Source organism: Methylocella silvestris BL2 (assembly GCF_000021745.1).
Lineage (GTDB): Bacteria > Pseudomonadota > Alphaproteobacteria > Rhizobiales > Beijerinckiaceae > Methylocapsa > Methylocapsa silvestris.
Genome location: NC_011666.1, coordinates 4,010,636 through 4,036,087, shown reverse-complemented (window position 1 = coordinate 4,036,087; position 25,452 = coordinate 4,010,636). Strand labels below are relative to the sequence as shown.

Here is a 25,452-nt window from a genome sequence, read left to right as displayed (position 1 = left end):
CAGCCCCATCGCGATATTGATTGGCGTCAGCGCCGCGCAGCCGCGTCGCCGCCATCGATCTTCTGGCCGACCATTGCGATCGCCTGCTGATAGACGCTCGCCGCGTTCCAGGCCTGAAGCGCCGCGAAATTGGCTTCGCCCGGCTGATAGCCGGCGCCCGGCGACCATCCATGCGCTTTCAGGAATGCTGCAGTCGCATTCAGGGCGCCGGACGGGGTGTCGAGGTTTGCCCCGCCGCCATATTCCAGAATATTTTTCGGCAGGAACTGGGTCTGACCGATTTCGCCATGCATCGAGCCGCGCTCATTGGCCGACATCAGCCCGCGATCGATCAGGGTCAGCGCCGCATAGAGCTGATCCGTGAAATAGGCGGAGCGGCGGCAGTCATAGGCGAGCGTCGCCACCGCCGAAAGAGCGTGCTGATTGCCGTGAACCGCGCCGAAGCCGGTCTCAAAGCCCCAGATCGCGATCAGCGGACCCGCCGGCACGCCATAGCGCTGCTGGATGGAGGCGAACAGCCCGGCATTGGACTGCTTCAAGGCGCGTCCGCGCGCGGCGATGGTATTGCCGCCGCGCTTGGCCATAAACTGATCGAGCGAGAGGCGGAAGCCATGCTGGCCGCGGTCGGCGCCTATTGTCGCCCCATTGTAATGCGTCCCCTGGATGGCGGCGATTCCGGCCGCGCCGACGCCCCGGCCTTTCGCTTCATTGGCGAACTGGGACTTCCACGCCTCAAAACCTGCGGCGGAATTGCCGCATTGCGCGGCGCTCGCCTGCCCCGGCGCGATTGCGAAGGCCATCATGGCCGCGACGACGACTGTCCTGAACTGCCCGCCCTTGGTCATCTAAAATCCCCCTGCACGCCCTTTGGGTCAGACGAAAGCCTGTCCGCCATCCTTCCCGGGATGAGGCGTGAATCCGCGCTCCCGCGCATAGCCTTCCGCGCCCTCCGTGTCAAAATGTAGCGGCGCAGGCTGGAGCGGATAGCGCGATCGCCAAAGACCCGACGGGACCGCCAATCCCCCATCCAGAGGAGCGCCCGAAAGGCGCGTCTCGAAGGATGAGATGACGCGCAGCGAAGGATGCCGATTCGGCCGCTCGAGACTGCGCCTATCTCGGGAATTGGTGATACTGCCGCCAATATGGCGTTCGCAGCAGTCGCTGATGTTTCCGAACGCCGCCCGTCTCCGGATTGCCAAGCGCGTTCGGCCCCAGCGTTTGCGGGACCGGATCGGGCTTCAGATGCTGATGCCTTGAGACCCGCGGCGCCCCTTCCGGCAGGATCGCCGTGCTGCCGAATGATTCGGGATAGGGCGCGGGGATGAGAGTTTGGGCGGCGCTGGCGGGATACCAAGCGAGGATGAGTGCCGCCCATATCAACGCTCTAGCGTTCATAACAAACCTGTATATTTTGTATTCAATTGGCATGATAAATTGTGGCGTCCCGAGAAAATGTATTTAAAGTTGCGTAGTTCAATTATCGAATCTTTTTAAGCGGAATTTCAATGCCAAAAGCAGAAGTTTATCTAATTCAAAGCGAGGCAGCTACGAAATTAGCCACACTCGTTGAAGCATCAACGCGCTCATCCGAGGAAGGGACAAAATACTTTCTGGAGCCTGCGCCCGGAGTTCTAAGTAGAGCTGTAAATAAGCGTCATCATATAATTTTTGGACGACGCGGCTCTGGAAAATCAAGCCTGCTAAGAAAGGTTGTCGCCGATTTAACTGTAAATCGCACACCCGTTGGATACGTTGACCTTGAGGAGTTCAAGGGACACAGCTATCCTGACGTACTCATAAGTGTTTTGATTAAGACACTCAAAGAATTCAAGATTTGGCTCGATACCGCTGCTGTCAATTCCGCCAATAAAAAATCGTTTTGGGGCAAGTTTTTTGGTGGAAAACCAAAAAGAGGTAGCCTCAACAAGAAAATAGCCAAACAACTTTCAGATGAAATCGGGGCAATGCTTTCAGAACTGCATACTATCCTTACTCAAGCTGATAGCAGACAATTCACGCAGACAGAAAAATCCGATTCGGAAAATGAAAATAAGATGCGCGCCGGAGCTAGCGCTAAAGCTTACCTGTCGGAACTTAATGCATCGGTGGAGACATCTGAAACAGATAAAAAATCTATAGAGACAAAAACGGAATATATACATCGAAAAATTGAAATTCTCCATCAGAACATAATGAGATATAAGGATTTATTTAAACGTATCTCGGATATCTCCGGTGGAGAAAGCTATTTGCTTCTGGACGATCTTTATCACATCCGCCGATCAGACCAAGCAGAAGTTGTTGACTACTTTCACAGAATTGCCAAAGGGTCAAATCTTTGGCTTAAAGTAGGAACTATTCGGCACCGCTCTCGATATTACTTCTTAGGTGATCCGCCAAAGGGCATGAAGCTCGGCGATGATGCTGACGAGATAGATCTAGATATTACGCTAGAGAAGTTTGATTCGACAAAGAAATTTTTAATGCAAATTATTGAGGGTTTTGCTAGCGAATGCAAAGTAGAGATTGACGAGATATTGACGGACGGAGGCAAAGAAAGACTTATTCTCGCAAGTGGAGGGGTCGCCCGAGACTTTTTGACAATTTTTAGGCGAGCGGTTGACGTTGTTAGGGAGCGTATTGACCGTAACGATTTGGGCCGAGGAGGCAAGATCGGAGCAGAAGATGTAAACGTTGCCGCAGGGACACTAGACGATTTTAAAAGAGAAGACTTCAATAGAGATACCGATTCCAACGAAGACCGAGACAGTTTAACGAAATCGTTTACGAAGATAGTTGAATTTTGTACAAACGACGCCAGAGCAAATTGCTTCTTAATTGAGAAGGACCACGCGAGTTATGATACAAAGGCAATACCTGATCTCGTAGATTTTAAGTTTTTACACAGAGCCAGATCGCGGGTTACAATTCGAAATCGAAAAGGGCGTCTCTACGATGCTTACATGCTAGACTTGAGTCAGTACACGGGTGAAAGAGCGCGTAAAAACTTCACAATTGTCAAATTTTGGGGGAGCGACGGTGACGAGTCCCTGAGAAAATTGTCGTATGTGTTCTCAGAAAAGGATGGTGAGTAAGTCCGGTCTCACCGCGCCTTCCCCTTGAAAACCCGCGTTCCCCCCTTCCCTCCCGTACTTCTTGGCGCCGGCCGCGCCCCGGCCCGCGGCTTGGCTTCCCCTCCGCCGAAATTATGCGGCCCCATCTCGTTGTCGGTCGGCTTGTGCGGCCGATTGGCCGGCATGTTCGCCGCTGCGCCATATTTGCGCTCGCCGGCATAGGAGCCGGCTGAGGCCTCCACGTCGCGCTGGCTCGTCATTGGATCGGCGCTGATCGCGAGCTCCACCGCCTGCAGCCGTTTCAACTCGTCGCGCAGACGGGCCGCCTCCTCGAAATCGAGGTCGGCGGCGGCGGCGCGCATGCGCTTTTCGAGGTCCGTGACCGTCGCCTTGAAATTATGGCCGACGAGCGACTGCGCCCCGACCAGGCCGGCGTCGACCGTCACATGGTCGCGCTCATAGACCGAGCCCAGAATGTCCTGAATGCCGCGCTTGATCGAGGCCGGCGTGATGCCGTGCTCAAGATTATAGGCCGTCTGCTTGTCGCGCCGCCGCGAGGTTTCGGCGATGGCGCGCTGCATCGATCCAGTCTCGCGATCGGCATACAAGATAACCTTGCCGTCGATATTGCGCGCGGCGCGGCCGATGGTCTGCACCAGCGAGGTCTCGCTGCGCAAGAACCCCTCCTTGTCGGCGTCGAGAATGGCGACGAGGCTGCATTCCGGGATGTCGAGCCCCTCGCGCAGCAGATTGATGCCGACCAGCGCGTCGAAGGCGCCGAGCCGCAGATCGCGGATGATCTCGATGCGCTCGATGGTGTCGATATCCGAATGCATGTAGCGCACGCGCACGCCATGCTCATGCAGATATTCGGTGAGGTCTTCGGCCATCCGCTTGGTCAGCACGGTGATCAGGCTGCGATAGCCGCGCAGCGCCACTTCGCGCACTTCGCCAAGCAGATCGTCGACCTGGCTGCGGGCGGGACGGATCTCGACCGGCGGGTCGATGAGGCCGGTCGGGCGGATGATCTGCTCGACGAAGACGCCTCCCGTGCGCTCCATTTCCCATGAGCCCGGCGTCGCCGAGACATGGATGGTTTGCGGCCGCATCGCCTCCCATTCCTCGAAGCGCAGCGGCCTGTTGTCGAGGCAGGACGGCAGGCGAAAGCCATATTCGGCCAGCGTCGCCTTGCGCCTGAAATCGCCGCGATACATGGCGCCGATCTGCGGCACCGTCACATGCGATTCATCGGTGAAGACGAGGGCGTTGTCGGGTAGGTATTCGAACAAGGTCGGCGGCGGCTCGCCGGGGCGGCGGCCGGTGAGATAGCGCGAATAATTCTCGATGCCGGCGCAGGAGCCCGTCGCCTCCAGCATTTCGAGATCGAACATGCAGCGCTGTTCGAGCCTTTGCGCCTCGAGCAGGCGCCCGCCCGCGTAAAGCTCGGCGAGACGCTGCTTCAGCTCGATCTTGATGCCCTTGATCGACTGCAACAGGGTCGGCCGCGGCGTCACATAATGCGAATTGGCGTAGATTTTGACGAATTCGAGATCCTGCGTTTTTTTCCCGGTCAGCGGATCGAATTCCGAAATCGTCTCGATCGAATCGCCAAAGAAATTAATGCGCCAGGCGCGGTCCTCATAGTGGGCGGGAAAGAGGTCGATGGTGTCGCCGCGCACGCGAAACACGCCGCGCGAAAAATCGCCGGCCGAGCGCTTGTATTGCAGCGCGACGAGATCCGCGATGAGCTGGCGCTGGTCGATCCGCTCGCCGGCCTTCACCGTAAAGGTCATCGCCGTATAGGTTTCGACCGAGCCGATGCCATAGATGCAGGACACCGAGGCGACGATGATGACATCGTCGCGCTCCAGCAGCGCGCGCGTCGCGGCGTGGCGCATGCGGTCGATCTGCTCGTTGATCGAGCTTTCCTTCTCGATATAGGTGTCGGAGCGCGGCACATAGGCTTCCGGCTGATAGTAATCATAGTAAGAGACGAAATATTCGACGGCGTTGTCCGGAAAGAAGCTTTTGAATTCGCCGTAGAGCTGCGCCGCGAGGGTCTTGTTCGGGGCGAGCACCAGCGCCGGGCGGTTGGTCCGCTGGATCACCTGCGCCATGGTGAAGGTCTTGCCCGAGCCTGTGACGCCGAGCAGAACCTGATCGCGCTCATGCGCCGCAATGCCCTTGACCAGCTCTTCGATGGCCGCCGGCTGATCGCCCTTCGGCTCATATTCGGAGACGAGCTTGAACTTGACGCCGCCTTCGCTCTTGTCGGGGCGGTCGGGCCGATGCGGCGTCCAGGGCGTTTTCTCGCGCAGATTGGGGTCGCCGCGCTCCAGCAGATCTTTCAAGGATTCGACGGTGGCGACGGCGCCGCTGAGGCCCGGCGGCTGATAGAGCGGAGCCGAAGATCCGTTCGCGCCACGGTCGGGAGAACGGCCAAGCGATTCGGCAAGCTGCGCGTCGATGCGGGAGACCGGGCTCGCTTCATAGGCGGCGGGCGCCTCGGCGAAACCCGGCTGCTTCTGGTTCAGCGCCGGGTTCAGCAAGGCGGCAAGATGTTCGCCGAGCGGCTTGACCTCGGGCTTCGAGGCCTTGGAGCGCGGCGTTTTCGTCGCCTTGGCGGCGGCGCGCTTGGCGGGGACGGAAGATTGGGGCGGCTTCGACATCGTCCCAATATGGGGCGAATCGGCCGGCGTTGGAAGGGCGCCAACCGGCCGGAAAGGCGGGCGCGGCTGCGGTGGTTACAACCCCTCGACGATCACGCCGAGCAGCAGCGCCAGATAGGCGCCCGCCAGAACCCAGAAGCGGTGCGAGCTGACATAGGCGCCCACCACCGGCACGCGCCAATAGAGCGTCGCAATGGCGAGCCCGGCGAGAACGACCGAAACGACGAAAACGGGAAAGCCCGGAGGAGACAGTCTGAAGCGCATGGGAATCCCGAATCGGCGAGGTCGCGGCAATTTACCCGAAGGCGCCGCGGCTTTGAACGATTCGCTGGCGGCTTCAAGACGAAGATGACCGCTCGTTTGCGCGGCTACATAAAAACAACATCGGATTAATTTAGATCAAATCTAAGACAGCTCTGAAAGCGCTAGCTTTAGAGCGATCTAGATTTTAGATTGGGTCTAAAGGAGTTGACAATGAAGCGCTTGGCAGTTGCGGCGGCGGCGATCCTTTGTGCGCAAATCGCCTCAGCGGATGACTTGCGCAAGGACGCGCTGGCGGTTTTCAAGCCCATTCCATCCACGGTTCCGGAGGTTCGGGGCAATCCGGTCACCCCCGAAAAAATCACTCTCGGCCGAAAGCTCTTTTTCGATCCGCGGCTCTCGGGCAGTCAGGCGCTCAGCTGCAACAGCTGCCATGATGTTGGCGCGGGCGGTTCCGACGCCGGCCCGACCTCGGTTGGGCATGGCTGGCAGCGCGGTCCGCGGCGGGCGCCGACTGTGTTCAATTCCGTGTTCAACATCGCCCAATTTTGGGATGGCCGCGCTGCGGATCTTGCGGCGCAGGCGAAAGGGCCGCTGCAGAATCCGATCGAGATGAACGCGACCGCGGATGTCGTTCTGGCGGTGCTGAAATCGATGCCGGAATATGTCGCTGACTTTCAGCGCGCCTTTCCCAAAGACGCGGACCCCGTGACGTTCGACAATGTCGCCAAGGCGCTTGAAGCGTTCGAGGCGACGCTGATCACGCCGGCCTCGCCCTTCGACCAGTTTCTCGCGGGCGACGACAAGGCTCTCACCGTCACGCAAAAATCCGGCTTGCGTCTGTTCATGGATAAGGGCTGCTCGGCCTGCCACAATGGCGTAAACATCGGCGGCGACGGCTATTTCCCATTTGGCGTGATCGAAAAGCCCGGCGCGGACGTCCTGCCGCGCGACGACCACGGCCGCTTCATGGTCACCAAAACCGCCTCGGACGATTACGTGTTCCGCGTCGCCCCGCTGCGCAATGTGGCGCTGAGGGCTCCCTACTTTCCATTCGGGCCAGGTCTGGAGCCTTGAACAGGCGGTCGCCGTCATGGGCGTCGCGCAGCTTGGAACAGAATTGACGCCGCAAGAGGTGAAGGACGTCACAGCTTTTCTGGGCAGCCTGACCGGAGAACAGCCCCGGATCGAATATCCGCTGCTGCCGCCGCGCACGAAAGAGACGCCGATCCCGCACTGAGCCTGTCTGGATCAGATCGGGTCAAACCGATCCAAGAGGATATGCTCGAAGCTGGAGCGATGTCTTATCGATCGCATGATTCCATTCGGTCGATAAGCGCTTTAGATCACGACGCCTTTGGATGGACACATCCAAGGGCTCCGAACGCCGCCGGCGGCCGGAGCCGCCGGCGAGGAAATCAGCACCGGCTCTTTCAATTGGAGCCCGTTCAATTGAGGCCAGGCGCCGGATTTCTGCCTTCCAGAATCGCGCCGAGGCTGCCGCTCGCGCCACGCGGGTTCGAGATGACGCCATATTGCACCGCGAAGTCCGGCGCCCCGCCCGCGGCGGGGCCCTGATACAGGCCATAATATTGATCAGCGCGGGCGGGCGGCGGCGCGCGGCGCATATCTTTCCCCACGGCTGCTCCGTAAATCAAAAGCCCGCAGCCAATCAGCGCTATATTGAGAAATCTCATTGTCGTCTCCTTCGTTGGGGCGAGCCGGCGACGCGCCGGCGGTGTCGCGCCTTGTGCGGAAGAGACATCCGGACGAGCGCTTTTATTCCGACCGATCGCCGGGCGCCGGCTCAAAAACAGGTGATGCAGGGGGACGACGCTCGATCAAACCGCCGCGGTAACTAGACGATGACGGCGCCGAGCAGCGCGCCGGCGACAGCCGCCGCGAACAGAATGAAATCATGGAGCGCAAGCATCGCCCGCGGCGCGCCGCGCTGATGCAGCCATTGCGTCGCGCCGAGGGTCGCCAGCGACCAGCCGCATCCGCCAACGATCAGCGCCAGGTCGAAACCGACGGCGCTGTTTTGTCCGCGCGCCGCGAGAATGCCAATGGTCAAAAGAGCCAGCCCCGCAAGGGTCGTCGCCGCGGCGGGCGGGCGCCAGCCGGAGGCGGCGATGGCGGCGGCGGGCGCATACATGGCGAGCAAATGCCAGGCGATCCCGCCCGACGCTGCGCCGAGGCCAAGGCCGCAGCCCGCCATCGCCAGCGGCGCGCCGGCCATCAAGGCCATCATGCCGAACCAGGCGAGCGCGGCCGCGCTGGTGATCGCGGCGAAGCGTCGGGCGAAATCCGCCGCCGCGGAATCGCCGGCGCTATCCGGCGGCGACAGCTCGACCGTCGCCGGCAGCGGCGCGGCGAGCATCAGCACGCCCAATTGCGCCAGCGCCGCGCCGATCAGCGCGCCGGCCGGCGCGAGCGGCCCCGCGACCGCCTGAGAGAGGCCGACGACAGCCGGCGCGGCGAAAGCGGCAAGGCTCGCCGATCCGAGCACAATGGCGGCGGCGCGGGCGCCGCCCCCGACGGCGTGGCGGTAGAACAGCCCAAAACCCTGCGCGACGCCAAGCCAGAACGCGCCAAGGCAGAGCGCCGCGAACTCGCCGGCGACGAGGCCGAAGGCGGCGAGCGCGGCGCCGGCGACGCCAAGACTGGCGCCGAGCGCGAAGGCCGAGCGGCGGCCGAACAGCCCGGTCAGAAACGCTGCGGGAAAGGTCGCCGTCGCCGCTCCCGCCAGCATCAGGGCGACCGGCGCCGTCGCGGCCTCCGGCCGCGGCGCAAGCACGGCGCCGGCGATCGGCAAAACGGCGAAGGCCAGCGCCTGCGCCAGTACGGAAAAGGCGAAGCCCGCGGCGATCAGCGCGAGCGGCTGCGCCCGCGCATCGAGAGCCGATTCATCTGGAACGTCAAAGTCGCAGGCGCAGCTGAGCAGGCCGGCCCGGCGCTCGCGCAGGGCGGTCATGGCGGCAAATCGTCGTCGGATAAAACCCGCACGGCTGCGCCGTCGAGATCCTCATACTGGCCGTTGCGCAACGCCCAAAGAAAGGCGGCGAGGCCAAGAAATCCGAGCGCAAGAGCGAGCGGCAAAAGAAAAAGCAGGATCGTCATGGCCTTGCCTCATTGAGACGGCTTGCGCCGCGCGCCGCGGCGGAGGCGGCGCCCGGCGAGACGGGTCTTGCGGCGCCCCTCGCCCGCAGCGAATTGAGGGTGACGACGATCGAGGACCCGGACATCGCCGCAGCCGCAATGAGCGGCGTCGCCAGTCCAGCCACGGCGAGCGGCACGGCGACCATATTATAAATCACCGCAAAGGCGAGATTCTGCCGCATCAGGCTTTTTGCGCGGCGCGAGATATCGAGCGCCGCATCCACGGGCGCGAGCAGATCGCCGAGGAACAGCGCGTCCGCCGCTGCCTGAGCAAGGCCCGAGGCGGTGATCGGCGATAATGAGGCATGGGCCGCGGCGAGCGCCGGGGCGTCATTCATGCCGTCGCCGACCATCAGCGGCTTGCGCCCGTTTTTCTTGAGTTCGGCCAGAAACGCGAGTTTCTCGCCCGGCCGCATATCCGCGCGCCAATCGGCCACCCCAAGCGCCTGCGCGCAGGATCGCACGGCTGGGGCGGCGTCTCCCGACAGGATGACGATTTCGAGTCCGCGTCGGCGCAACGCCGCGACGACGCTCGCGGCGTCCGCGCGCAGCTTCTGCCGGATGCGAAAAATCGTCGCTTGGCCGCCGTGCCGAAAGGCGATCAGCGAGGCGCCGGGATGAGTTTCTCGCAGACGCGCCGCCTCGGCCTCAAGGCCGCAAAAACCGGGCGAGCCAAGGCGCGCCTCCGCTCCGTCGATCATCGCCCGCACGCCGGAGCCCAAAAGCTCCTGCGCATCCGCGACAGGCGTCTGCTCCCGCGACAGGCGCGCGAGCGCGACGGCGAGGGGATGATGCGAGGCGAGCGCAAGGCGGGCCGCGCGTTCGACAAGGCCGGACGGCGCATCGTCGTCGGCTTCGACGCCCAGCTCCGGCAGGGTCAGCGTGCCGGTCTTGTCAAACACAACCATGTCGACGTCGGCGAAGCGTTCGATGGCGTCGCCGGCGCTGAGTATGATTTTCGCGCGAAAAAGCGCGCCGGCGGCGACGACCTGCACCGCCGGAACGGCAAGAGCGAGAGCGCAGGGGCAGGTGATGATCAAAACCGCGATCGCCGCGATGATCGCGTCATGGACGGAAGCGCCGGCGACGAGCCAGAAGATCACGGTCAGCGCGGCCATCGAATGGACCACCGGCGCATAGAGACGGGCTGCCCGGTCGGCTAGGCGGACATAGGCGCTTTTCTGCTGAATCGCGCCATCGAGCAGCCGTTCGATCTCGTCGAGAAAGGTCCCCGCGCCGGCTGTCTTGACGCGAATGCTGAGAGCGCCGCCGAAATTCAGCGAGCCGGCATAGACCTCATGACCGGCGCCGACGGCGACCGGCGCGGTCTCGCCGGTGACGAGGCTCTGGTCGATCTCGGATCTGCCCTCGACGATGATCCCGTCGACCGGCGCGCGTTCGCCGGGGCGGAGCAGGACGATTTCGCCCGGCCGCAGCGCCGCCGCCGGCACGAGCGCGACAGTTCCGTCGGCGTCGATGCGCGAGGCGGTCGGCGCGCGCAGGGCGGACAGATTGGCCGCGTAGGAGCGCGTCTTGCGCCGCATCGCCTGATCGAGATAGCGGCCGGCAAGGAGGAAGACGAGCAGCATGATGGCGCTGTCGAAATAGGCGTGCTCGGCGTGTCGCAAGGTTTCGAATACGGAAATCGCCAAAGCGAGCAGCACGCCGAGCGAGATTGGCACGTCCATATTGAGCGAGCGCCGGCTGAGCGCCCGGATCGCGCTGCGAAAGAAGGGCTGCCCGGCGAAAGCCGCGGCGGGCAGCACGACGAGCGCCGAGACCCAATGGAAGAAATCGCGCGTTTCCGGCGTGATGTCGCTGACATTGCCGGCCCAGACCGAGATCGACAGCAGCATGATGTTCATCGCCGCGAAAGCCGCGACGGCGAGGCAGCGCAGCAGCCAGCGCGCCTGCGCGGCCTCGAAATCCTCCTCGCGCAGACGCGGCGAGAAAGGATAGATGCGATGGCCGAGCGCGCGGACCCGCTCGACGATTAACGCCGGTTCGAGGCCGTCCGTCCATTCGACGAGAAGGCGCTGTTCGGAAAAATTGACCCGCGCCCTCGTCAGTCCGGGCAGAGGGCGGAGCGCATGTTCGATCGCATGGATCGCGGCGGCGTCCTTGACGCCCTCGACGGCGAATTCGATCCGGCAGCCGCCTTCCTCGAGGCGCTGCACAAAAGCGGAAAGATCGAGCGCCTCGGTCATGATCGCCTTTCGGCGGCGATCGTCCCGACGGATTCTTCCCCGGGAGGTTGCGCCAACCAAATCCAATGGATTGCGCGGCGTGCGGCTTCAGCGCCGCCGCCGGCAAGGCCATCGCATAATTTCATCTATTTACCGCGCGCCGCGCCGCCGCGTCTATGCGATGACGCAATAATGACGGGCCGCCTATCCCCTCTTAAGAGGGCTAGCGTATCTCGACGCGGTTGTTGGATTTGAACACGCGCTCTCCGTCGCGGCGCGCGTCAATCAAGAGATCCCATTGGCCCGGCCTTGCCGCAACGAGGCCAAGATAGACGCCGGGTTCGATTTCTTTCAGCGTCAGATCGGCGTCGAGCTTTATGTCGGCGGGCGAGTCAAATCCTGCAGAGACCGCAAGGCCCGGCACCGGAGCGCCGCCACGATCCTTGAAGCGCGCCTCGATCGCCTCCTTGCCGCTGGCGTCGCGCGTCAGATGGGCGGAGACGTCCCAGCCGAGCGCGTCCTGGGCCTTGGCGGCAAGGATATCCTTCTCATAGGCGAGCCCATGCTCATAGGGGCTCGGGTCGGCGAGCCCCGTAAAGGTCGAGACGGCGTAATAGGCCATCAACCCATTGACCGCGAAGACGACTCCGAAAGCAGCGAGCGTCATCGCGAACACCATCCAGCCGGTGAGCGGCCCACGGATTTCGGGGAACGAAAGATCCCGCTTTGACATAGGCCGTCCTCCAGCTTTCAGGGCGCGAAGAAATTATCCGTCGCTGTCGTCGATGCGCCGCTCGCGGCGTCCTTCAATTTGAGGACCAGCTCCTGGCTCGGCGGCAGCGCGTCGTTGCGCGGCACGATGACGAAGACGCGCACTTCCCGAACCTGGTCCGGCCCGACCTCGATGATCGGCGCGGCCTCAGCGTTGTCGACGCCGACGACGACCACCTTGGCTCCCGCCGGCCGTTCGACTTCGATCGAGAAGCTGCGTGGGGTCGAGTGGCGGTTGACGATATGCGCGGTGACGGCGTTGCGGATCGATCCATCTGACGTCTTGACGAACATCGGATTGCGGTCATGCATGACCGAAAGGCTCATATCCTTGCGGCTGAGCAGCGTCGCCAGCATGATTCCGCTAACGGCCAAGATGACGACGGCGTAAAGGATTGTGCGGCCGCGAATAAATTTGAACGCATTGGGCTTGCCCGAGAGGCGCCGCGCAACATTGAGGTCGGTGTCATAGGCGATGAGGCGCGGCGGCCGATCGATCTTGGCCATCACCGTATCGCAGGCGTCGATGCAGAGCCCGCACTGAATGCAGCCGAGGCTTGGCCCCTGGCGGATATCGACGCCGGTCGGGCACACCGCCACGCACTGACCGCAATCGATGCAATCGCCGACCTTCTGGCCTTCGCCGCGCAGCAGCTTCGACTTCTTGAGCGATTCGCGCGGTTCGCCGCGATCGTAGCGATAAGTGACGTTCAGCGCGTTTTCGTCGGTGAGCGCAGCCTGGATGCGCGGCCAGGGGCACATATAAAGGCAGACCTGCTCGCGCATGAAGCCGGCGAGCACATAGGTCGTCGTGGTCAAAATCGCGATCCAGATCAGCGCCGTCGGCGGCGCCTCGAAGCGGGCCATCTTGCCGACGAGCGTCGGCGCGTCGGCGAAATAGAGCACCCATGCGCCGCCTGTCCACCAGGCGACCGCGAGCCAGACAACATGCTTTAAGGTTTTCTCGCGCACGCGCTGGAAGGTCCAGGGCCCGGCGTCCTTGAGCATCCGCTCCCGGCGATCGCCCTCAAAGAGGCGCTCCGTCCAGAAAAACAGATCGGTCCAAACGGTCTGCGGGCAGAGGTAGCCGCACCAGACGCGCCCGGCGAGAGCGTTCATGAGGAACAGAGCCATCGCCGCAAGGATCAGAAGCCCAGTCAGATAATAGACTTCCTGCGGCCAGATCTCGATGAAGAAGAAGTAGAATTTTCGATTGGCGAAATCGATCAGAACGGCCTGGTTCGGCGCATCCGGCCCGCGATCCCAGCGTACGAAAGGCAGGAAATAATAGATGCCCAGCGTGACGACGAGGAGGATCCATTTGATCCGCCGATAAGTCCCCGCCACCTTCTGAGGGTAGATTTTGGGAGCTGAAGCGTAGAGCCGTTCGTCGTCTGCGAGCTCGCTCGCATGTGCTTGCGTCATGATGAAGCTTCGGCCTGTCGGAGCGGGCGCCATATGCGCCTCGCGCCTCTTGTTTCAATGCGTGATCTTTACTCCAAAACGTAGTTTGGTTCTAAAAATCATGCAGGCTTGGCGAGCGGCTATTTGCCGCCGCCAAGCGTATGGACGAAGACAGTCAACGCCTTGATCGTGGTTTCGTCGATGCGGCCCTTCCATGCGGGCATCACGCCGCCGCCGCCAACCTCGATGCGGTGCATGATATCGGCCTTGGTCGGCCCGTACAGCCAGACCTGGGTCGTGAGATTCGCCGCGCCCATCTCAACGTTGCCTTTGCCGTCCTCGCCATGGCACGGGGAGCAATTGTCAATGAACAATTGCTTGCCCTTGGCGAGGTCGGCTCCGGCGTCCGGAGCGTTGCCGGACAGCGTGCGGACATAATCGGCGATCGTGGAGATTTCCTCCTTATTCAGGAGTCCGTCGCGGCCGAAAGACGGCATGACGCCGGCATGGGTGTCGGGATCGGCGGTCCATCGCGCGCCATGGGTGATCGTCGTGTGGATCTGATCGAGCGTGCCGCCCCACAGCCAGCGATCGGCGTTGAGGTTCGGATAGCCGCGCGAGCCCTGGGCGCCGGCGCCGTGGCAGGGCGAACAATTCTGCGCAAAGGCGGCCGCGCCCTCGGCGCGCGCGAAAGCGAGCAGTTCCGGCGTTGCTTCAATCTGCTGCAGCGAGGCGGCGGCGAGCTTCTCGTTCATGGCGCTGCGCGAAGCCCTGAGCTCGTCCATTTCGCGTGCGACGACCGTGCGTGAATTCCAGCCAAGGAGACCTTTCGTCGCGCCGCCGAACCATGGCCACGCCGGAAACAGCACCCAGTAGATCATCGCCCAGACGATGCAGCCGTAAAGCGTGTAGAGCCACCACCGCGGCAGGGGCGTGTTCAGCTCCGAGATGCCGTCCCAGCTGTGGCCCGTGGTTGTCTTTCCGGTCGCGGCGTCATAGTCGCCGCCGTGAGCATTGTCTGCCACGGGATCAATCCTCTCTGAGGGGAATGCGGGCCGCTTCGTCGAAGGCGGCGCCTTTCGAGGGCCAAAGCGCATAGACGACGACGATGATGAAGATCACTCCGAAATAGAGGAGGCCCCAGGTCGCCGCAAACTGCCGCATGATTTCATAGGTGGACATTAAAGCGCCTCACCGGATGTTGGCTTTGTTGTCGTATATCTTGAAGTCGATTTGCGTGCCGAGTTGCTGCAGATAGGCGATCACCGCGTCGGCTTCGGTCAGCGGCCGCTTGTCCGCGCCGAACTCATGCGCGCTCGCCTTGGGATAGCGCGCCTGCAGATCGGCGACACCCGGCGAATCCGGCGAGCCCTGGGCCGAAAGATCTTCCTGCGCCTTGTCGATCATATCCTGCGTGTAGGGGACGCCGACGAGGGCGAGCGTCTTCATATTGTCGGCGATATGGGCGCCATCGAGCGGCGTCTCCTCGAGGAATCCGTAGCGCGGCATAATGGAGGCCGGCACCACCGCCTGCGGATGGCGCAGATGGTCGCGATGCCAGTCGTCCGAATATTTGCCGCCAATGCGGGCGAGATCCGGGCCGTTGCGTTTCGATCCCCATTGGAAAGGATGATCATACATGCTCTCGGCGGCGAGCGAGTAGTGGCCATAACGCTCGACCTCATCACGCAAAGCGCGAATCTGCTGCGAATGGCAGAGATAGCAACCCTCGCGCACATAGATGTCGAAGCCGGCGAGCTCCAGCGGCGTCTTGGGACGGACGCCGTCGACCTTTTCAATCGTGGCCTTGAGGAAGAACAGCGGGACGATTTCGACGAGGCCGCCGATCGAAATAGCGATCAGAATGCCAATGACCAGAATGATCGAATTCTTCTCGAAGATCGCATGGTAATCCCACAGCGAGCGCTTCGGCGTCGGAGCTTGGTTTGTCGCGGACACGCTATAAGTCTCCTACTCGGCAGGGGCGAGACGCGGTTGCGGCGAGGGCCGCGATTCCGGCACCTCTGCGGCGTCCGGCGAGACGATGGTCATATAAAGATTGTAGGCCATGATCAGCGCGCCGACGAGGAACAGGAAGCCGCCGAGCGCGCGGATCACATACATCGGATGCATCGCCTCGACCGTCTCGATGAAGGAATATTCGAGAAAGCCGAGCGAAGTATAAGCGCGCCACATCAGACCCTGCATGATGCCGGCGACCCACATCGAGCTGATGTAGAAGACGATGCCGATCGTCGAAATCCAGAAGTGCCAATTGACGAGCTTGAGCGAATAGAGGCCGCGACGGTTCCACAGCCAGGGCACGATGCAGTAGAGCGCGCCGAAGGAGATGTAGCCGACCCATCCGAGCGCGCCGGAATGGACGTGGCCGATGGTCCAGTCGGTGTAATGGCTCAGAGAATTGACCGTCTTGATCGACATCAACGGACCTTCGAACGTCGACATTCCGTAAAAGGCGATCGAGACGACGAGCAGACGCAGCACGGGATCGGTGCGCAGCTTGTCCCACGCTCCGGACAGCGTCAGCATGCCGTTGATCATGCCGCCCCAGGAGGGCATCCACAGAATGATCGACATGGTCATGCCGAGCGTCTGCGCCCAATCGGGAAGCGCCGTGAAGTGGAGATGGTGCGGGCCCGCCCAGATATAGATGAAGATCAGCGCCCAGAAATGGATGATCGACAGGCGATAGGAATAGACCGGCCGCCCTGCCCGCTTGGGCACGAAATAATACATCATGCCGAGGAAGGAGGCGGTCAGATAGAAGCCGACCGCATTATGCCCGTACCACCATTGGATCATCGCGTCCTGGACGCCCGACCACACCACGTAGGATTTCGACGAGAACAGCGAAACGGGAATGGCCGCATTATTGCCGAGAACGAGGACCGCAATGGTGACGATGAAAGCGAGGAAGAACCAGTTCGCGACATAAATATGCGGCTCGGACCGCTTCATGATCGTGCCGAGGAAGATGCCGAAATAGGATAGCCAGACGGCGACGAGGAGAAGGTCGGCGTACCATTCCGGCTCGGCGTATTCCTTTGAATGGGTGATGCCGAGCAGATAGCCCGTGCCGGCGATGACGATGAAGAGATTGTAGCCGAGCGCGACGAACCAGGGCGTCAGATCGCCGGGAAGCCGGGCGCGCGAGGTGCGCTGGACGATATAGAGCGAGGTTGCGAGCAGGATGTTGCCGCCGAACGCGAAGATGACCGCCGAGGTGTGCAGCGGCCGCAACCGTCCGAAGTTGACCCAGCGCGCGAAATTAAGGTCGGGAAAAGCCAGTTCGAGCGCAATGTAGAGGCCGACCGTGAAGCCTGCGATGCCCCAGAAAACCGAGGCGAGGGTGCAGAATTTGATCGCGCCAAAATTATAGTTGGGAACGCCATCCAACTCCTGCGGCGGCCAAGCGGCGTCGCGGGTCTGATAGCGCTGATAGATCGCATAAATGCCGGCGACGCTGGCGAGACAGATCACCACCATGTGGAAGGCATAGCCCGGCGTCCACGCCTTGACCGCGATAAAGGCCGTCAGCAGAGCGAGAACAGCAAGCACGCCCGCGAGGCCAATTTCGCCGAACCTTGGGGTTTTGGCGACGGCGGGAGAAAGCGTTTGTGACATGAAAGGCGCCCCGTTCGCAGCGTTCAATGTGTGAGATTATCGAGACAGCACAGACGCTGCCAAGCGGAGAGAAGCGGAACTTGGACGAATCAATGGGACGAAGCAATGCGTTAAATCAATTCAAAATTGCGCCAAAACGTCGCCGAGACAAGGCAATACTCCAACAGTCGCAGACCGTGGATGTAAAATGGCGGCTGCATCGGCTGAGCCGCGGCGCACAAAAAAGCCGCCGCAAGCTGAGAGCTGCGGCGGCGTCTGGGCGCGAATGGTAAAGGCGTTAGAGGCGCTTTGGCGGCGCTATTTCGCGACGCTTTCGAGAGCGCCAGCTTGTTCGACGCGGCTTGCCGGCTGAAGCAGGCCGACCGCCTGCCGGACGTCGGGATCGAGATCCGCGCCGCCTTCCTCGAGATGCTTGATGATCTTCGCCCGCATCGCCGGATCCCAGAACTTCCGCAGATGATCGGCGATGCCGGCGGCCGGGTCGGCGTGCTTCTGCGAGGAAAAATATTTCCCGATCTGATTGGCCATATAGACAAGTTTATTGCTAGGCGACATTGACGGCGACCCGATCGATAATGCGCGCGTGATGCGTGAAGACCTCGAAATCCCTGCCGCGCGCGACGGCGACGAGGGTGACGCCGCAGGCGTCGGCGAGCCGGATCGCGGCTGCGGTGGGGGCCGAGATGGCGACGACGGCGGGAGCGCCCATCCGGGCGACCTTCTGAATCAATTCGACCGAGACGCGGCTGGTCAGCAGCACGAGCCCCTCCCCCGCCGGGACTCCCTCTCGCAGCAACGCGCCGGCGAGCTTGTCCAGCGCATTATGACGGCCGACATCCTCGCGCGCCGCGACAAGGCCGCGCGCCGGCGTCCAGAACCCCGCCGCATGAACCGCATGTGTTTTTTCGTTCAAAAGCTGCCCCGCGGCGAGCGAGGCGATCGCCTCCGTAACGTCGCGGCGGTCGAAGCTCAGCGCGCTCGAGACGCGCGGCGCGGCGCGCATGGCCTGTTCCAGACTTTCGATGCCGCATAAGCCGCAGCCGGTCGGACCGGCCATGGCGCGGCGGCGCGCCGCATAAGCGTTGGCGCGCTCGGCCGGCAGCCACCCGCGCAATTCGACGCCGAGATTGGTCGGAATCATTTCAAACCCGGACAGGTCCGAGACTTTGTCGATGAGGCCTTCCGTAAATGCAAAGCCGATCGCAAAATCCTCAAAATCGGCCGGCGTCGCCATCATGACGGCGTGCGTCGCGCCATTGAAGGATAAGGCGATCGCCGTCTCCTCCGGCACGTCTCGCGCCGCAGGCGCGAACATCGCCCCGCGCTGCGCGACGCAGGGCGCCCGCACGACCGGAGCGGGCGCTTCGGACGCCAATGCGCCGTCGCAGTCGAAATCGCTCATTCCGCCGCGTCCGCCTCCTGCAGGATGCGGCGGCTCTGCTCGGCCTGCTGGCGATAGCTTTCCTGCCATTCGGACGGGCCGTTCGAGGGCGAAATCTGAACCGCCGTCACCTTGAATTCCGGACAATTGGTCGCCCAGTCGGAAAAATCCGTCGTCACGACATTGGCCTGCGTCATCGGGTGATGGAAAGTCGTATAGACGACGCCGGGCGCAACGCGATCGGTAACCAGCGCGCGCAACGTCGTTTCGCCGGCGCGGCTATGCAGCCTCACCCAGTCGCCGTCCTTGACGCCCCTCAGCTCCGCGTCATGGGGATGGATCTCAAGAAGATCCTCCGGATGCCAGGCGACATTGGCGGTCCGCCGCGTCTGCGCCCCGACATTATAATGGCTGAGGATGCGTCCGGTGGTCAGCAGCAGCGGGAAGCGCGGCCCCGTCCGCTCGTCGGTGGCGACATATTCGGTGATGACGAATTTGCCCTTGCCGCCGGCGAAGCCGCCGATATGCATGACTGGCGTACCTTCGGGCGCCGCCGCATTGCAGGGCCATTGCACCGAGCCCATCTCGTCGAGCTTGGCGTAGGAGACGCCAGCAAAGCTCGGCGTCGACAGCGCAATCTCGTCCATGATCTCGCTTGGATGCTTGTAGGACATCTTGAAGCCCATGGCGTTCGAGAGCAGCATGGTGATCTCCCAATCGCCATAGCCGTTCTTCGGGCTCATCACCTTGCGCACGCGCTGGATGCGGCGCTCGGCGTTGGTGAAGGTGCCGTCCTTTTCGAGGAAGGTCGAGCCCGGCAGGAAGACATGGGCGTAATTCGCCGTCTCGTTCAGGAAAAGATCCTGGACGATGACGCAGTCCATCGCCTTGAGGCCCGAGGCGACGTGATGCGTGTCGGGGTCCGACTGCAGAATGTCCTCGCCCTGGATGTAGATGCCGCGGAACGTCCCCTCGACGGCGGCGTCGAGCATATTGGGGATGCGCAGGCCCGGCTCGTGCTCGAGTTCGACGCCCCAGAGGCTTTCATAAACGTCGCGCGCGGCCGTGTCCGACACATGGCGATAGCCCGCGAATTCATGCGGGAACGAGCCCATGTCGCATGCGCCCTGAACATTGTTCTGGCCGCGCAGCGGATTGACGCCGACGCCCGGCCGGCCGAGATTTCCGGTCGCCATGGCGAGGTTTGCGATCGCCAGCACGGTCGTCGATCCCTGGCTGTGCTCCGTGACGCCGAGGCCATAGAAGATCGCGGCGTTGCCGCCGGTCGCGTAAAGCCTGGCGGCGCCGCGGATGAGACCGGCGGGCACGCCTGAAATCTTCTCGACCTCTTCGGGGCTATGGCGCGGCTCGGAGACGAAAGCCGCCCAATCCTGAAATTCCGACCAGTCGCAGCGCTCGCGCACGAAGGCTTCGTTGACGAGGCCTTCGGTCACAATGACATGGGCGAGCGAGGTCACGACTGAAACATTGCAGCCCGGCTGCAGCGGCAAATGGAAATCCGCCTTGACATGCGGCGTTTCAACCAGATCGATGCGGCGCGGATCGATGACGATCAGCTTCGCGCCGGCGCGCAGACGCTTCTTCATGCGCGAACCGAACACCGGATGCCCGTCGGTCGGATTGGCGCCGATCACCAGCATCACGTCCGTCTCTTCGATCGAATCGAAATCCTGCGTGCCCGCCGAGGTGCCGAAGGCGGTCTTGAGGCCATAGCCTGTCGGCGAATGACAGACGCGCGCGCAGGTGTCGACATTGTTGTTGCCGAAGCCGGCGCGGATCAGCTTCTGGACGAGATAGGTCTCTTCATTGGTGCAGCGCGAGGAGGTGATGCCGCCGATCGCCTGCTTGCCGTGTTCCGCCTGGATGCGCCTGAACTGTGACGCGGCGTAGCCGATCGCCTCGTCCCAGGACACCTCCCGCCACGGATCCTCGATCGACGCGCGGATCATCGGCTTCAGGATGCGATCGCGATGCGTCGCATAGCCATAGGCGAACCGTCCCTTGACGCAGGAATGGCCGTGATTGGCCTTGCCGTCCTTATACGGGACCATGCGGACGAGCTCCTCGCCGCGCATTTCCGCCTTGAAGGTGCAGCCGACGCCGCAATAGGCGCAGGTCGTCACCGCCGAATGCTCCGGCAGGCCGATCTCGATCACCGATTTTTCCATCAGCGTCGCGGTGGGGCAAGCTTGAACGCAGGCGCCGCAGGAGACGCATTCCGACTCAAGGAAAGGCTCGTCCTGGCCGGCGGCGACGCGGCTGCCGAAGCCGCGCCCGTCAATGGTCAGCGCGAAGGTGCCCTGCACTTCCTCGCAGGCGCGCACGCAGCGGTTGCAGACAATGCATTTGGCCGGGTCATAGGCGAAATAGGGATTGGACAGATCCTTGACGCTGTCGAAATGATTGGCGCCCTCATAGCCGTAGCGGACGTCGCGCAGACCGACCGCGCCAGCCTGCGTCTGCAATTCGCAGTCGCCATTGGCCGAGCAGGTTAGGCAGTCGAGCGGATGGTCGGAGATATAAAGCTCCATCACGCCCTTGCGCAGGGCCTTCAGCCGCGGCGTCTGCGTCTTGACCGACATGCCGGGCGCGACCGGCGTCGTGCAGGAGGCCGGCGTGCCGTTGCGCCCCTCAATTTCGACAAGGCAGAGCCGGCACGAGCCGAACGCCTCAATCGAATCGGTCGCGCAAAGTTTTGGGATTTCCGTGCCCATCTCCATCGCCGCGCGCATGATGGAGGTCCCCTCGGGCGCGCTGACTTCGACCCCGTCGATCGTCAGCGTGACCATTTTCTCGGATTTTGGGGCGGGAGTGCCGAAATCGATCTCGGTGATCAAAGCCATCGCTATCTTCCTTCACTCAGCCGCGATTGCGTGCCGCGGGGCAAAATCTTCCGGGAAATGACGCAACGCGCTCGTCACCGGATAGGGCGCAAAGCCGCCGAGGGCGCAGAGCGAGCCAAATTTCATCGTGTTGCAGAGGTCTTCCAGCAGCGCGATGTTCTCCTGGACTTTCACGCCGGCGCGGATGCGGTCGACCGTTTCGACGCCGCGCGTCGAGCCGATGCGGCAAGGCGTGCACTTGCCGCAGCTCTCGATAGCGCAGAACTCCATCGCGAAGCGCGCCATCTGCGCCATATCGACGGTGTCGTCGAAGACGACGATGCCGCCATGGCCGATGAGCGCGTCCTTTTTGGAAAAGGCCTCATAGTCGAAGGGCGTGTCGAATTGCGACACGGGCAGATAGGCGCCGAGCGGACCGCCGCATTGCACCGCCCGGATCGGACGCCCGGAGCGCGTTCCGCCGCCGATATCCTCGACGATCTCGCCAAGCGTCAGGCCGAAGGCCGTCTCGAACAGGCCGCCGAAGCGGACGTTGCCGGCGATCTGCAGCGGCATCGTCCCGCGCGAGCGTCCCATGCCGAAGCTAGCGTAAAATTCGCCGCCCTTAGCCAGAATATGCGGCACGGCGACGAGGGAGAGCACATTATTGATGACTGTCGGGCGGCCGAACAAGCCCTTATGCGCCGGCAGCGGCGGCTTGGCGCGGACAATGCCGCGCTTGCCCTCGAGGCTGTCGAGCAGCGCCGTCTCCTCGCCGCAGACATAAGCGCCGGCGCCGACCCGCATTTCGAGCTCGAAGGCGAAGCCGGAGCCAAGAATATTCGGCCCGAGATAGCCCGCGGCCCGCGCCAGGACGATCGCCTCGTTGAAGGTCTTGACCGCATGCGGATATTCGGAGCGGCAATAGACATAGCCCTTGGTCGCGCCCACGGCGACGCCGGCGATGGCCATGCCTTCGATCAGGGCGAAAGGGTCGCCCTCGAACATCATGCGGTCGGCGAAGGTGCCGCTGTCGCCCTCATCCGCGTTGCATACGATGTAGCGGCGGTCGGCCGGAGCGTCGGCGACCGTTTTCCACTTGACGCCAGTCGGAAACCCTGCCCCGCCGCGTCCGCGCAGGCCTGATTTTGTGACCTCGGCAATGGTTTCCGCCGGCCCGACCTCGATGGCGCGGGCAAGGCCCTTCCATCCGTCGTGCGCGGCGTAATCGACGAGCGAGACCGGATCGATTATGCCGCAGCGGGCGAAGGTCAGGCGCGTCTGGCGCTTGAGATAGGGATGATCCTCGACCCGGCCGACGCCAAGGGCGTGCGCGCCGCCGGAGAGGAGGCCCGCGTCGAATAGCGATGCGACGTCGCGGGCCTTCACCGGCCCGTAGCCGATGCGGCCGTCAGCCGTCTCGACCTCGATCAAAGGCTCAAGGAAAAGCATGCCGCGCGAACCGGTGCGGACGATCTCGATGTCGAGCCCGCGCGCCTTGGCCTCGGCGGCGATTGCCGCGACGACCTTTTCGGCGCCCAGCGCCAGCGCAGCGGCGTCTTTCGGGATGAAAAGCCGGGTCATGCGCTCACCGTGTTAACCGCTTCGGCCAGCGTCTCCTCATCAAGCGCGCCAATCAGTTCATCGTCCAGCATGGCCGCCGGGGAGCAGGCGCAAAGCCCGAGGCAATAAATCGCCTCGACAGTGAGATCGCCGTCCGCCGTCGTCCCGCCCCATTCGATCCCGAGACCAGTCAGGAATTTGCGCGCAAGTTCCTCGCTGCCCATGCTCTGGCAGGATTCGCCGCGACAGAGTTTCAGCACATGCCGTCCAGCGGGCTCGTGGCGGAAATCATGATAAAAACTTGTGACGCCATGCACTTCGGCGCGGCTCAGATTGAGCGCTTTGGCGATCATCGGCACGGCGTCGCCGTTCACATAGCCGAACTCCTCCTGCAATGCATGCAGGATCGGCAGCATCGGCCCCTCAAGGCCGAGATGTTCGTGTATGATTTCCGCGGCCCGCTCGGCGTTCCAATAGGACGCCCCAGACAATGTTCCACCCATGTCGCCTACTTTTCCTTATTATAGGCAAAAGGTGGCCTGCCGGCCCCGAAAGATCAATGGGCTTGTTTCATCGGTTGATAGAAGGCTTCTATATATACGGGCTTTGCAACGCCCTTTCAGCAGTTAATCATCGCCTGAAGCCGACCGAGGGCGCGGAAACGCCGCCAGCGCTTTAACGCCGGCGGCAAAGGTCGAGTCAGCCGCGCTGCGGCGGCCGGCCTATCAATAGCGGCGATAGACGCCGCGCGGCGCATAGACCCTGCGCGCGCCATAGACCGGGCGCGCGTAGACGCCGCGGCGGGCGACGACCGCGCCATTTGGCCCGGCGCAGCCGGCGCGATAGACGCCGCGCGCGCAAACGACGGCGCCGGCCTCCTCCACTGACGCCGCCATGGCGCCCATCATGACCAAAGCGGTCGACGCCGCGAGAATGAATCGTTTCATTGTCAGTCCCCCTTGAACAGCCGCCCCCAAATGGGCCGCCGATGCATCGTCAGGCGCTTGCCTGCGAATTGACTCGCAACACATTTTTCACATTCCGCGTGTCCGGAATCATGCGGCGTTTCCCCTTTAGTTGAGCGCTGTGTACCAGTCTTTGCGATACGTTGCATCCGGCTTCGCGGCGCGCAAACGCTCCGCCGCCGGCCGGCTTGAAACGGCGCGCCCCCTCCAGCGGGCGGCCGCGCTCACGCGATCCATTCCAGCGGGAGAGCCGCCATGCTCAAGGAATTCAAGGAATTCGCCCTCAGGGGCAATCTGATCGACCTCGCCATCGGCTTCATCATCGGCGCCGCCTTCAGCGGGTTGGTGCAGTCGGTGGTCAATGACATCATCATGCCGATCGTCGGCCGCATCACCGGCGGCGTCGATTTTTCCAATCTCTATTGGCAGCTGTCCGGCGCGCCGCAGCCGACCCTGGCGCTGGCCCGCCAGGCCGGCGCGACCATCGCCTATGGGAATTTCATTACGCTTCTGATCAATTTCCTGATCGTCGCCTTCGTCCTGTTCCTTGCCGTTAAGGCCCTGAACAAGGTGACGCCGAAGCCGGACCCGGCGTCGACCCAGCCGCCGAAGCAGGAAGTTCTGCTCGAACAAATTCGCGACCTGCTGGCGCGGAAATAAAGCCATAGGCTCCGCGTCGAGGTTTGTGTCCATTTCCCGACACTCCCCTATGTCGAGAAAACGACGCCGCCGCCGCGCCGTCGCCCGCCGGGCCAATTTCCTAGAGGGAAGCCCGCTCTTGCGGTGGATCAATGCGGGATTGGCACGGCCCGTGCTGTTCTGTCTGGAAGGCCTTCAGTCGACGCCATTTTTGAGCGAAATGCGACGGGAGGCCAGGGGCGCGCGGCGCGCCCGTAGCGTCGAACCTTGAGACAGGCCAAATGACATCGCAAGCCACGCCCCAGCCATATGGAGGACCGGACTTCGCTCCGAAGGGACGCGATTTCCAGGCGGCCATGCGCGCCAAGCTGCGGACGGCCGGACTGCGGCCGACCCGCCAACGCCTGACGCTGGTCGCGCTTTTATTCGCGAACGGCGATTGTCACGTGACCGCCGAGACGCTGCACGCCAGGTCGAAGCAGGCGCGCCCGCCGATTTCGCTTGCCACCGTCTATAATGCGCTGAACCAGTTCACCGAAGCCGGGCTGCTGCGCGAGATCGCCGTCCAGGGCTCGCGAACCTGGTACGACACCAATACGGGGCCGCATTATCATTTCCTGCTCGAGAACGAAGAGGATCTCCTCGATATTCCTCCGGAAGCTGTCGGCGTGCTTGGCCTGCCGCAGCCGCCTGAAGGCATGGAGATCATCAGCGCCGACCTCATCATCCGGGTTCGCAAGATCGATCCGCGCCGCTGAGCCTGACTGTTCGCCGGCCCCTCCGCTTTGATCCGCAAGGGGCTCGGCAGCGCAGGCATGACGCAAAGTAAAGGCCTTCGGCCAAGCGTCATAGGTCGATAAAAAGCTTGAAACAACGAAGCGGCCAAGCGTCG

At 62.6% G+C, this 25,452-nt stretch carries 22 protein-coding genes and 1 pseudogene; 4 read left to right on the top strand and 19 right to left on the bottom strand.

What is annotated here, in order from left to right; genetic code table 11:
- Positions 1-26: 26 nt before the first annotated feature.
- Entirely contained in the window at positions 27-845 is an 819-nt protein-coding gene (locus MSIL_RS18660; protein ID WP_012592626.1) for a lytic murein transglycosylase, read from the bottom strand.
- 660 nt (positions 846-1,505) lie between these two features.
- Here MSIL_RS18660 and MSIL_RS21510 point away from each other — a divergent pair.
- A complete protein-coding gene (locus MSIL_RS21510) occupies positions 1,506-3,095 on the top strand; it encodes a hypothetical protein (RefSeq protein WP_012592624.1) in 1,590 nt (529 codons plus the stop codon).
- An 8-nt stretch (positions 3,096-3,103) separates the two neighbouring features.
- Here the strand turns inward: MSIL_RS21510 and uvrB are convergent, their stop codons facing one another.
- Complete coding sequence (gene uvrB / locus MSIL_RS18645) at positions 3,104-5,743, bottom strand: excinuclease ABC subunit UvrB (RefSeq protein WP_012592623.1); 2,640 nt, start codon at positions 5,741-5,743, stop codon at positions 3,104-3,106.
- Between the two features lie 75 nt (positions 5,744-5,818).
- Positions 5,819-6,007, bottom strand: coding sequence for a hypothetical protein (locus MSIL_RS18640; RefSeq protein ID WP_012592622.1), 189 nt, complete (start codon positions 6,005-6,007; stop codon positions 5,819-5,821).
- A 210-nt stretch (positions 6,008-6,217) separates the two neighbouring features.
- Between MSIL_RS18640 and MSIL_RS18635 the strand changes: the two are divergent.
- A pseudogene (locus MSIL_RS18635) lies at positions 6,218-7,244 on the top strand (cytochrome-c peroxidase).
- A gap of 208 nt (positions 7,245-7,452) precedes the next feature.
- Here the strand turns inward: MSIL_RS18635 and MSIL_RS18630 are convergent.
- The 16 genes from MSIL_RS18630 to MSIL_RS18555 form a co-directional block, all read right to left on the bottom strand.
- Positions 7,453-7,701: a hypothetical protein gene (locus tag MSIL_RS18630; protein WP_012592621.1), complete on the bottom strand. Its 249-nt coding sequence runs from the start codon at positions 7,699-7,701 to the stop codon at positions 7,453-7,455.
- Between the two features lie 161 nt (positions 7,702-7,862).
- The gene (locus tag MSIL_RS18625; protein WP_012592620.1) at positions 7,863-8,978 is read right to left on the bottom strand and encodes a hypothetical protein; all 1,116 of its coding nucleotides are present in this window, start codon (positions 8,976-8,978) and stop codon (positions 7,863-7,865) included.
- Positions 8,975-9,124, bottom strand: a complete 150-nt coding sequence (gene ccoS, locus MSIL_RS18620) for a cbb3-type cytochrome oxidase assembly protein CcoS (RefSeq protein WP_012592619.1) — start codon at positions 9,122-9,124, stop codon at positions 8,975-8,977. Before ccoS ends, MSIL_RS18625 begins: the two co-directional genes overlap by 4 nt.
- Entirely contained in the window at positions 9,121-11,370 is a 2,250-nt protein-coding gene (locus MSIL_RS18615; RefSeq protein WP_012592618.1) for a copper-translocating P-type ATPase, read from the bottom strand. The genes ccoS and MSIL_RS18615 overlap by 4 nt, the downstream gene beginning before the upstream one ends.
- 202 nt (positions 11,371-11,572) lie before the next feature.
- The gene (locus MSIL_RS18610; protein ID WP_012592617.1) at positions 11,573-12,082 is read right to left on the bottom strand and encodes a FixH family protein; all 510 of its coding nucleotides are present in this window, start codon (positions 12,080-12,082) and stop codon (positions 11,573-11,575) included.
- 17 nt (positions 12,083-12,099) lie between these two features.
- Complete coding sequence (gene ccoG / locus MSIL_RS18605; protein ID WP_041369506.1) at positions 12,100-13,545, bottom strand: cytochrome c oxidase accessory protein CcoG; 1,446 nt, start codon at positions 13,543-13,545, stop codon at positions 12,100-12,102.
- Positions 13,546-13,664: 119 nt separating this feature from the next.
- Positions 13,665-14,549: a cytochrome-c oxidase, cbb3-type subunit III gene (gene ccoP / locus MSIL_RS18600; RefSeq protein WP_012592615.1), complete on the bottom strand. Its 885-nt coding sequence runs from the start codon at positions 14,547-14,549 to the stop codon at positions 13,665-13,667.
- A gap of 4 nt (positions 14,550-14,553) precedes the next feature.
- A complete protein-coding gene (locus tag MSIL_RS18595; protein WP_012592614.1) occupies positions 14,554-14,706 on the bottom strand; it encodes a CcoQ/FixQ family Cbb3-type cytochrome c oxidase assembly chaperone in 153 nt (50 codons plus the stop codon).
- A 9-nt stretch (positions 14,707-14,715) separates the two neighbouring features.
- On the bottom strand, positions 14,716-15,483 hold the full coding sequence (gene ccoO / locus MSIL_RS18590; RefSeq protein WP_012592613.1) for a cytochrome-c oxidase, cbb3-type subunit II: 768 nt from the start codon (positions 15,481-15,483) through the stop codon (positions 14,716-14,718).
- Positions 15,484-15,495: 12 nt separating this feature from the next.
- Complete coding sequence (gene ccoN, locus MSIL_RS18585) at positions 15,496-17,169, bottom strand: cytochrome-c oxidase, cbb3-type subunit I (protein ID WP_012592612.1); 1,674 nt, start codon at positions 17,167-17,169, stop codon at positions 15,496-15,498.
- Between the two features lie 297 nt (positions 17,170-17,466).
- Positions 17,467-17,724 (bottom strand): formate dehydrogenase subunit delta, encoded by a 258-nt coding sequence (locus MSIL_RS18580; protein WP_012592611.1) that lies wholly within the window; start codon positions 17,722-17,724, stop codon positions 17,467-17,469.
- On the bottom strand, positions 17,714-18,571 hold the full coding sequence (fdhD, locus tag MSIL_RS18575; RefSeq protein ID WP_012592610.1) for a formate dehydrogenase accessory sulfurtransferase FdhD: 858 nt from the start codon (positions 18,569-18,571) through the stop codon (positions 17,714-17,716). The genes MSIL_RS18580 and fdhD overlap by 11 nt, the downstream gene beginning before the upstream one ends.
- Positions 18,568-21,414, bottom strand: a complete 2,847-nt coding sequence (fdhF, locus tag MSIL_RS18570) for a formate dehydrogenase subunit alpha (RefSeq protein WP_012592609.1) — start codon at positions 21,412-21,414, stop codon at positions 18,568-18,570. Before fdhF ends, fdhD begins: the two co-directional genes overlap by 4 nt.
- Before the next feature lie 12 nt (positions 21,415-21,426).
- Positions 21,427-22,977, bottom strand: a complete 1,551-nt coding sequence (locus tag MSIL_RS18565; protein WP_012592608.1) for a formate dehydrogenase beta subunit — start codon at positions 22,975-22,977, stop codon at positions 21,427-21,429.
- Positions 22,974-23,459, bottom strand: coding sequence for a formate dehydrogenase subunit gamma (locus tag MSIL_RS18560; RefSeq protein WP_012592607.1), 486 nt, complete (start codon positions 23,457-23,459; stop codon positions 22,974-22,976). Before MSIL_RS18560 ends, MSIL_RS18565 begins: the two co-directional genes overlap by 4 nt.
- A gap of 222 nt (positions 23,460-23,681) precedes the next feature.
- Positions 23,682-23,864 carry a hypothetical protein gene (locus MSIL_RS18555; RefSeq protein ID WP_083772317.1) on the bottom strand — a complete coding sequence of 61 codons (183 nt, stop codon included), beginning with the start codon at positions 23,862-23,864 and terminating at the stop codon, positions 23,682-23,684.
- 312 nt (positions 23,865-24,176) lie between these two features.
- Here MSIL_RS18555 and mscL point away from each other — a divergent pair, with 312 nt between their 5' ends.
- Positions 24,177-24,581 (top strand): large conductance mechanosensitive channel protein MscL, encoded by a 405-nt coding sequence (mscL, locus tag MSIL_RS18550; protein ID WP_012592605.1) that lies wholly within the window; start codon positions 24,177-24,179, stop codon positions 24,579-24,581.
- A gap of 260 nt (positions 24,582-24,841) precedes the next feature.
- Entirely contained in the window at positions 24,842-25,318 is a 477-nt protein-coding gene (gene irr / locus MSIL_RS18545; RefSeq protein ID WP_012592604.1) for a Fur family transcriptional regulator Irr, read from the top strand.
- Positions 25,319-25,452: the final 134 nt, after the last annotated feature.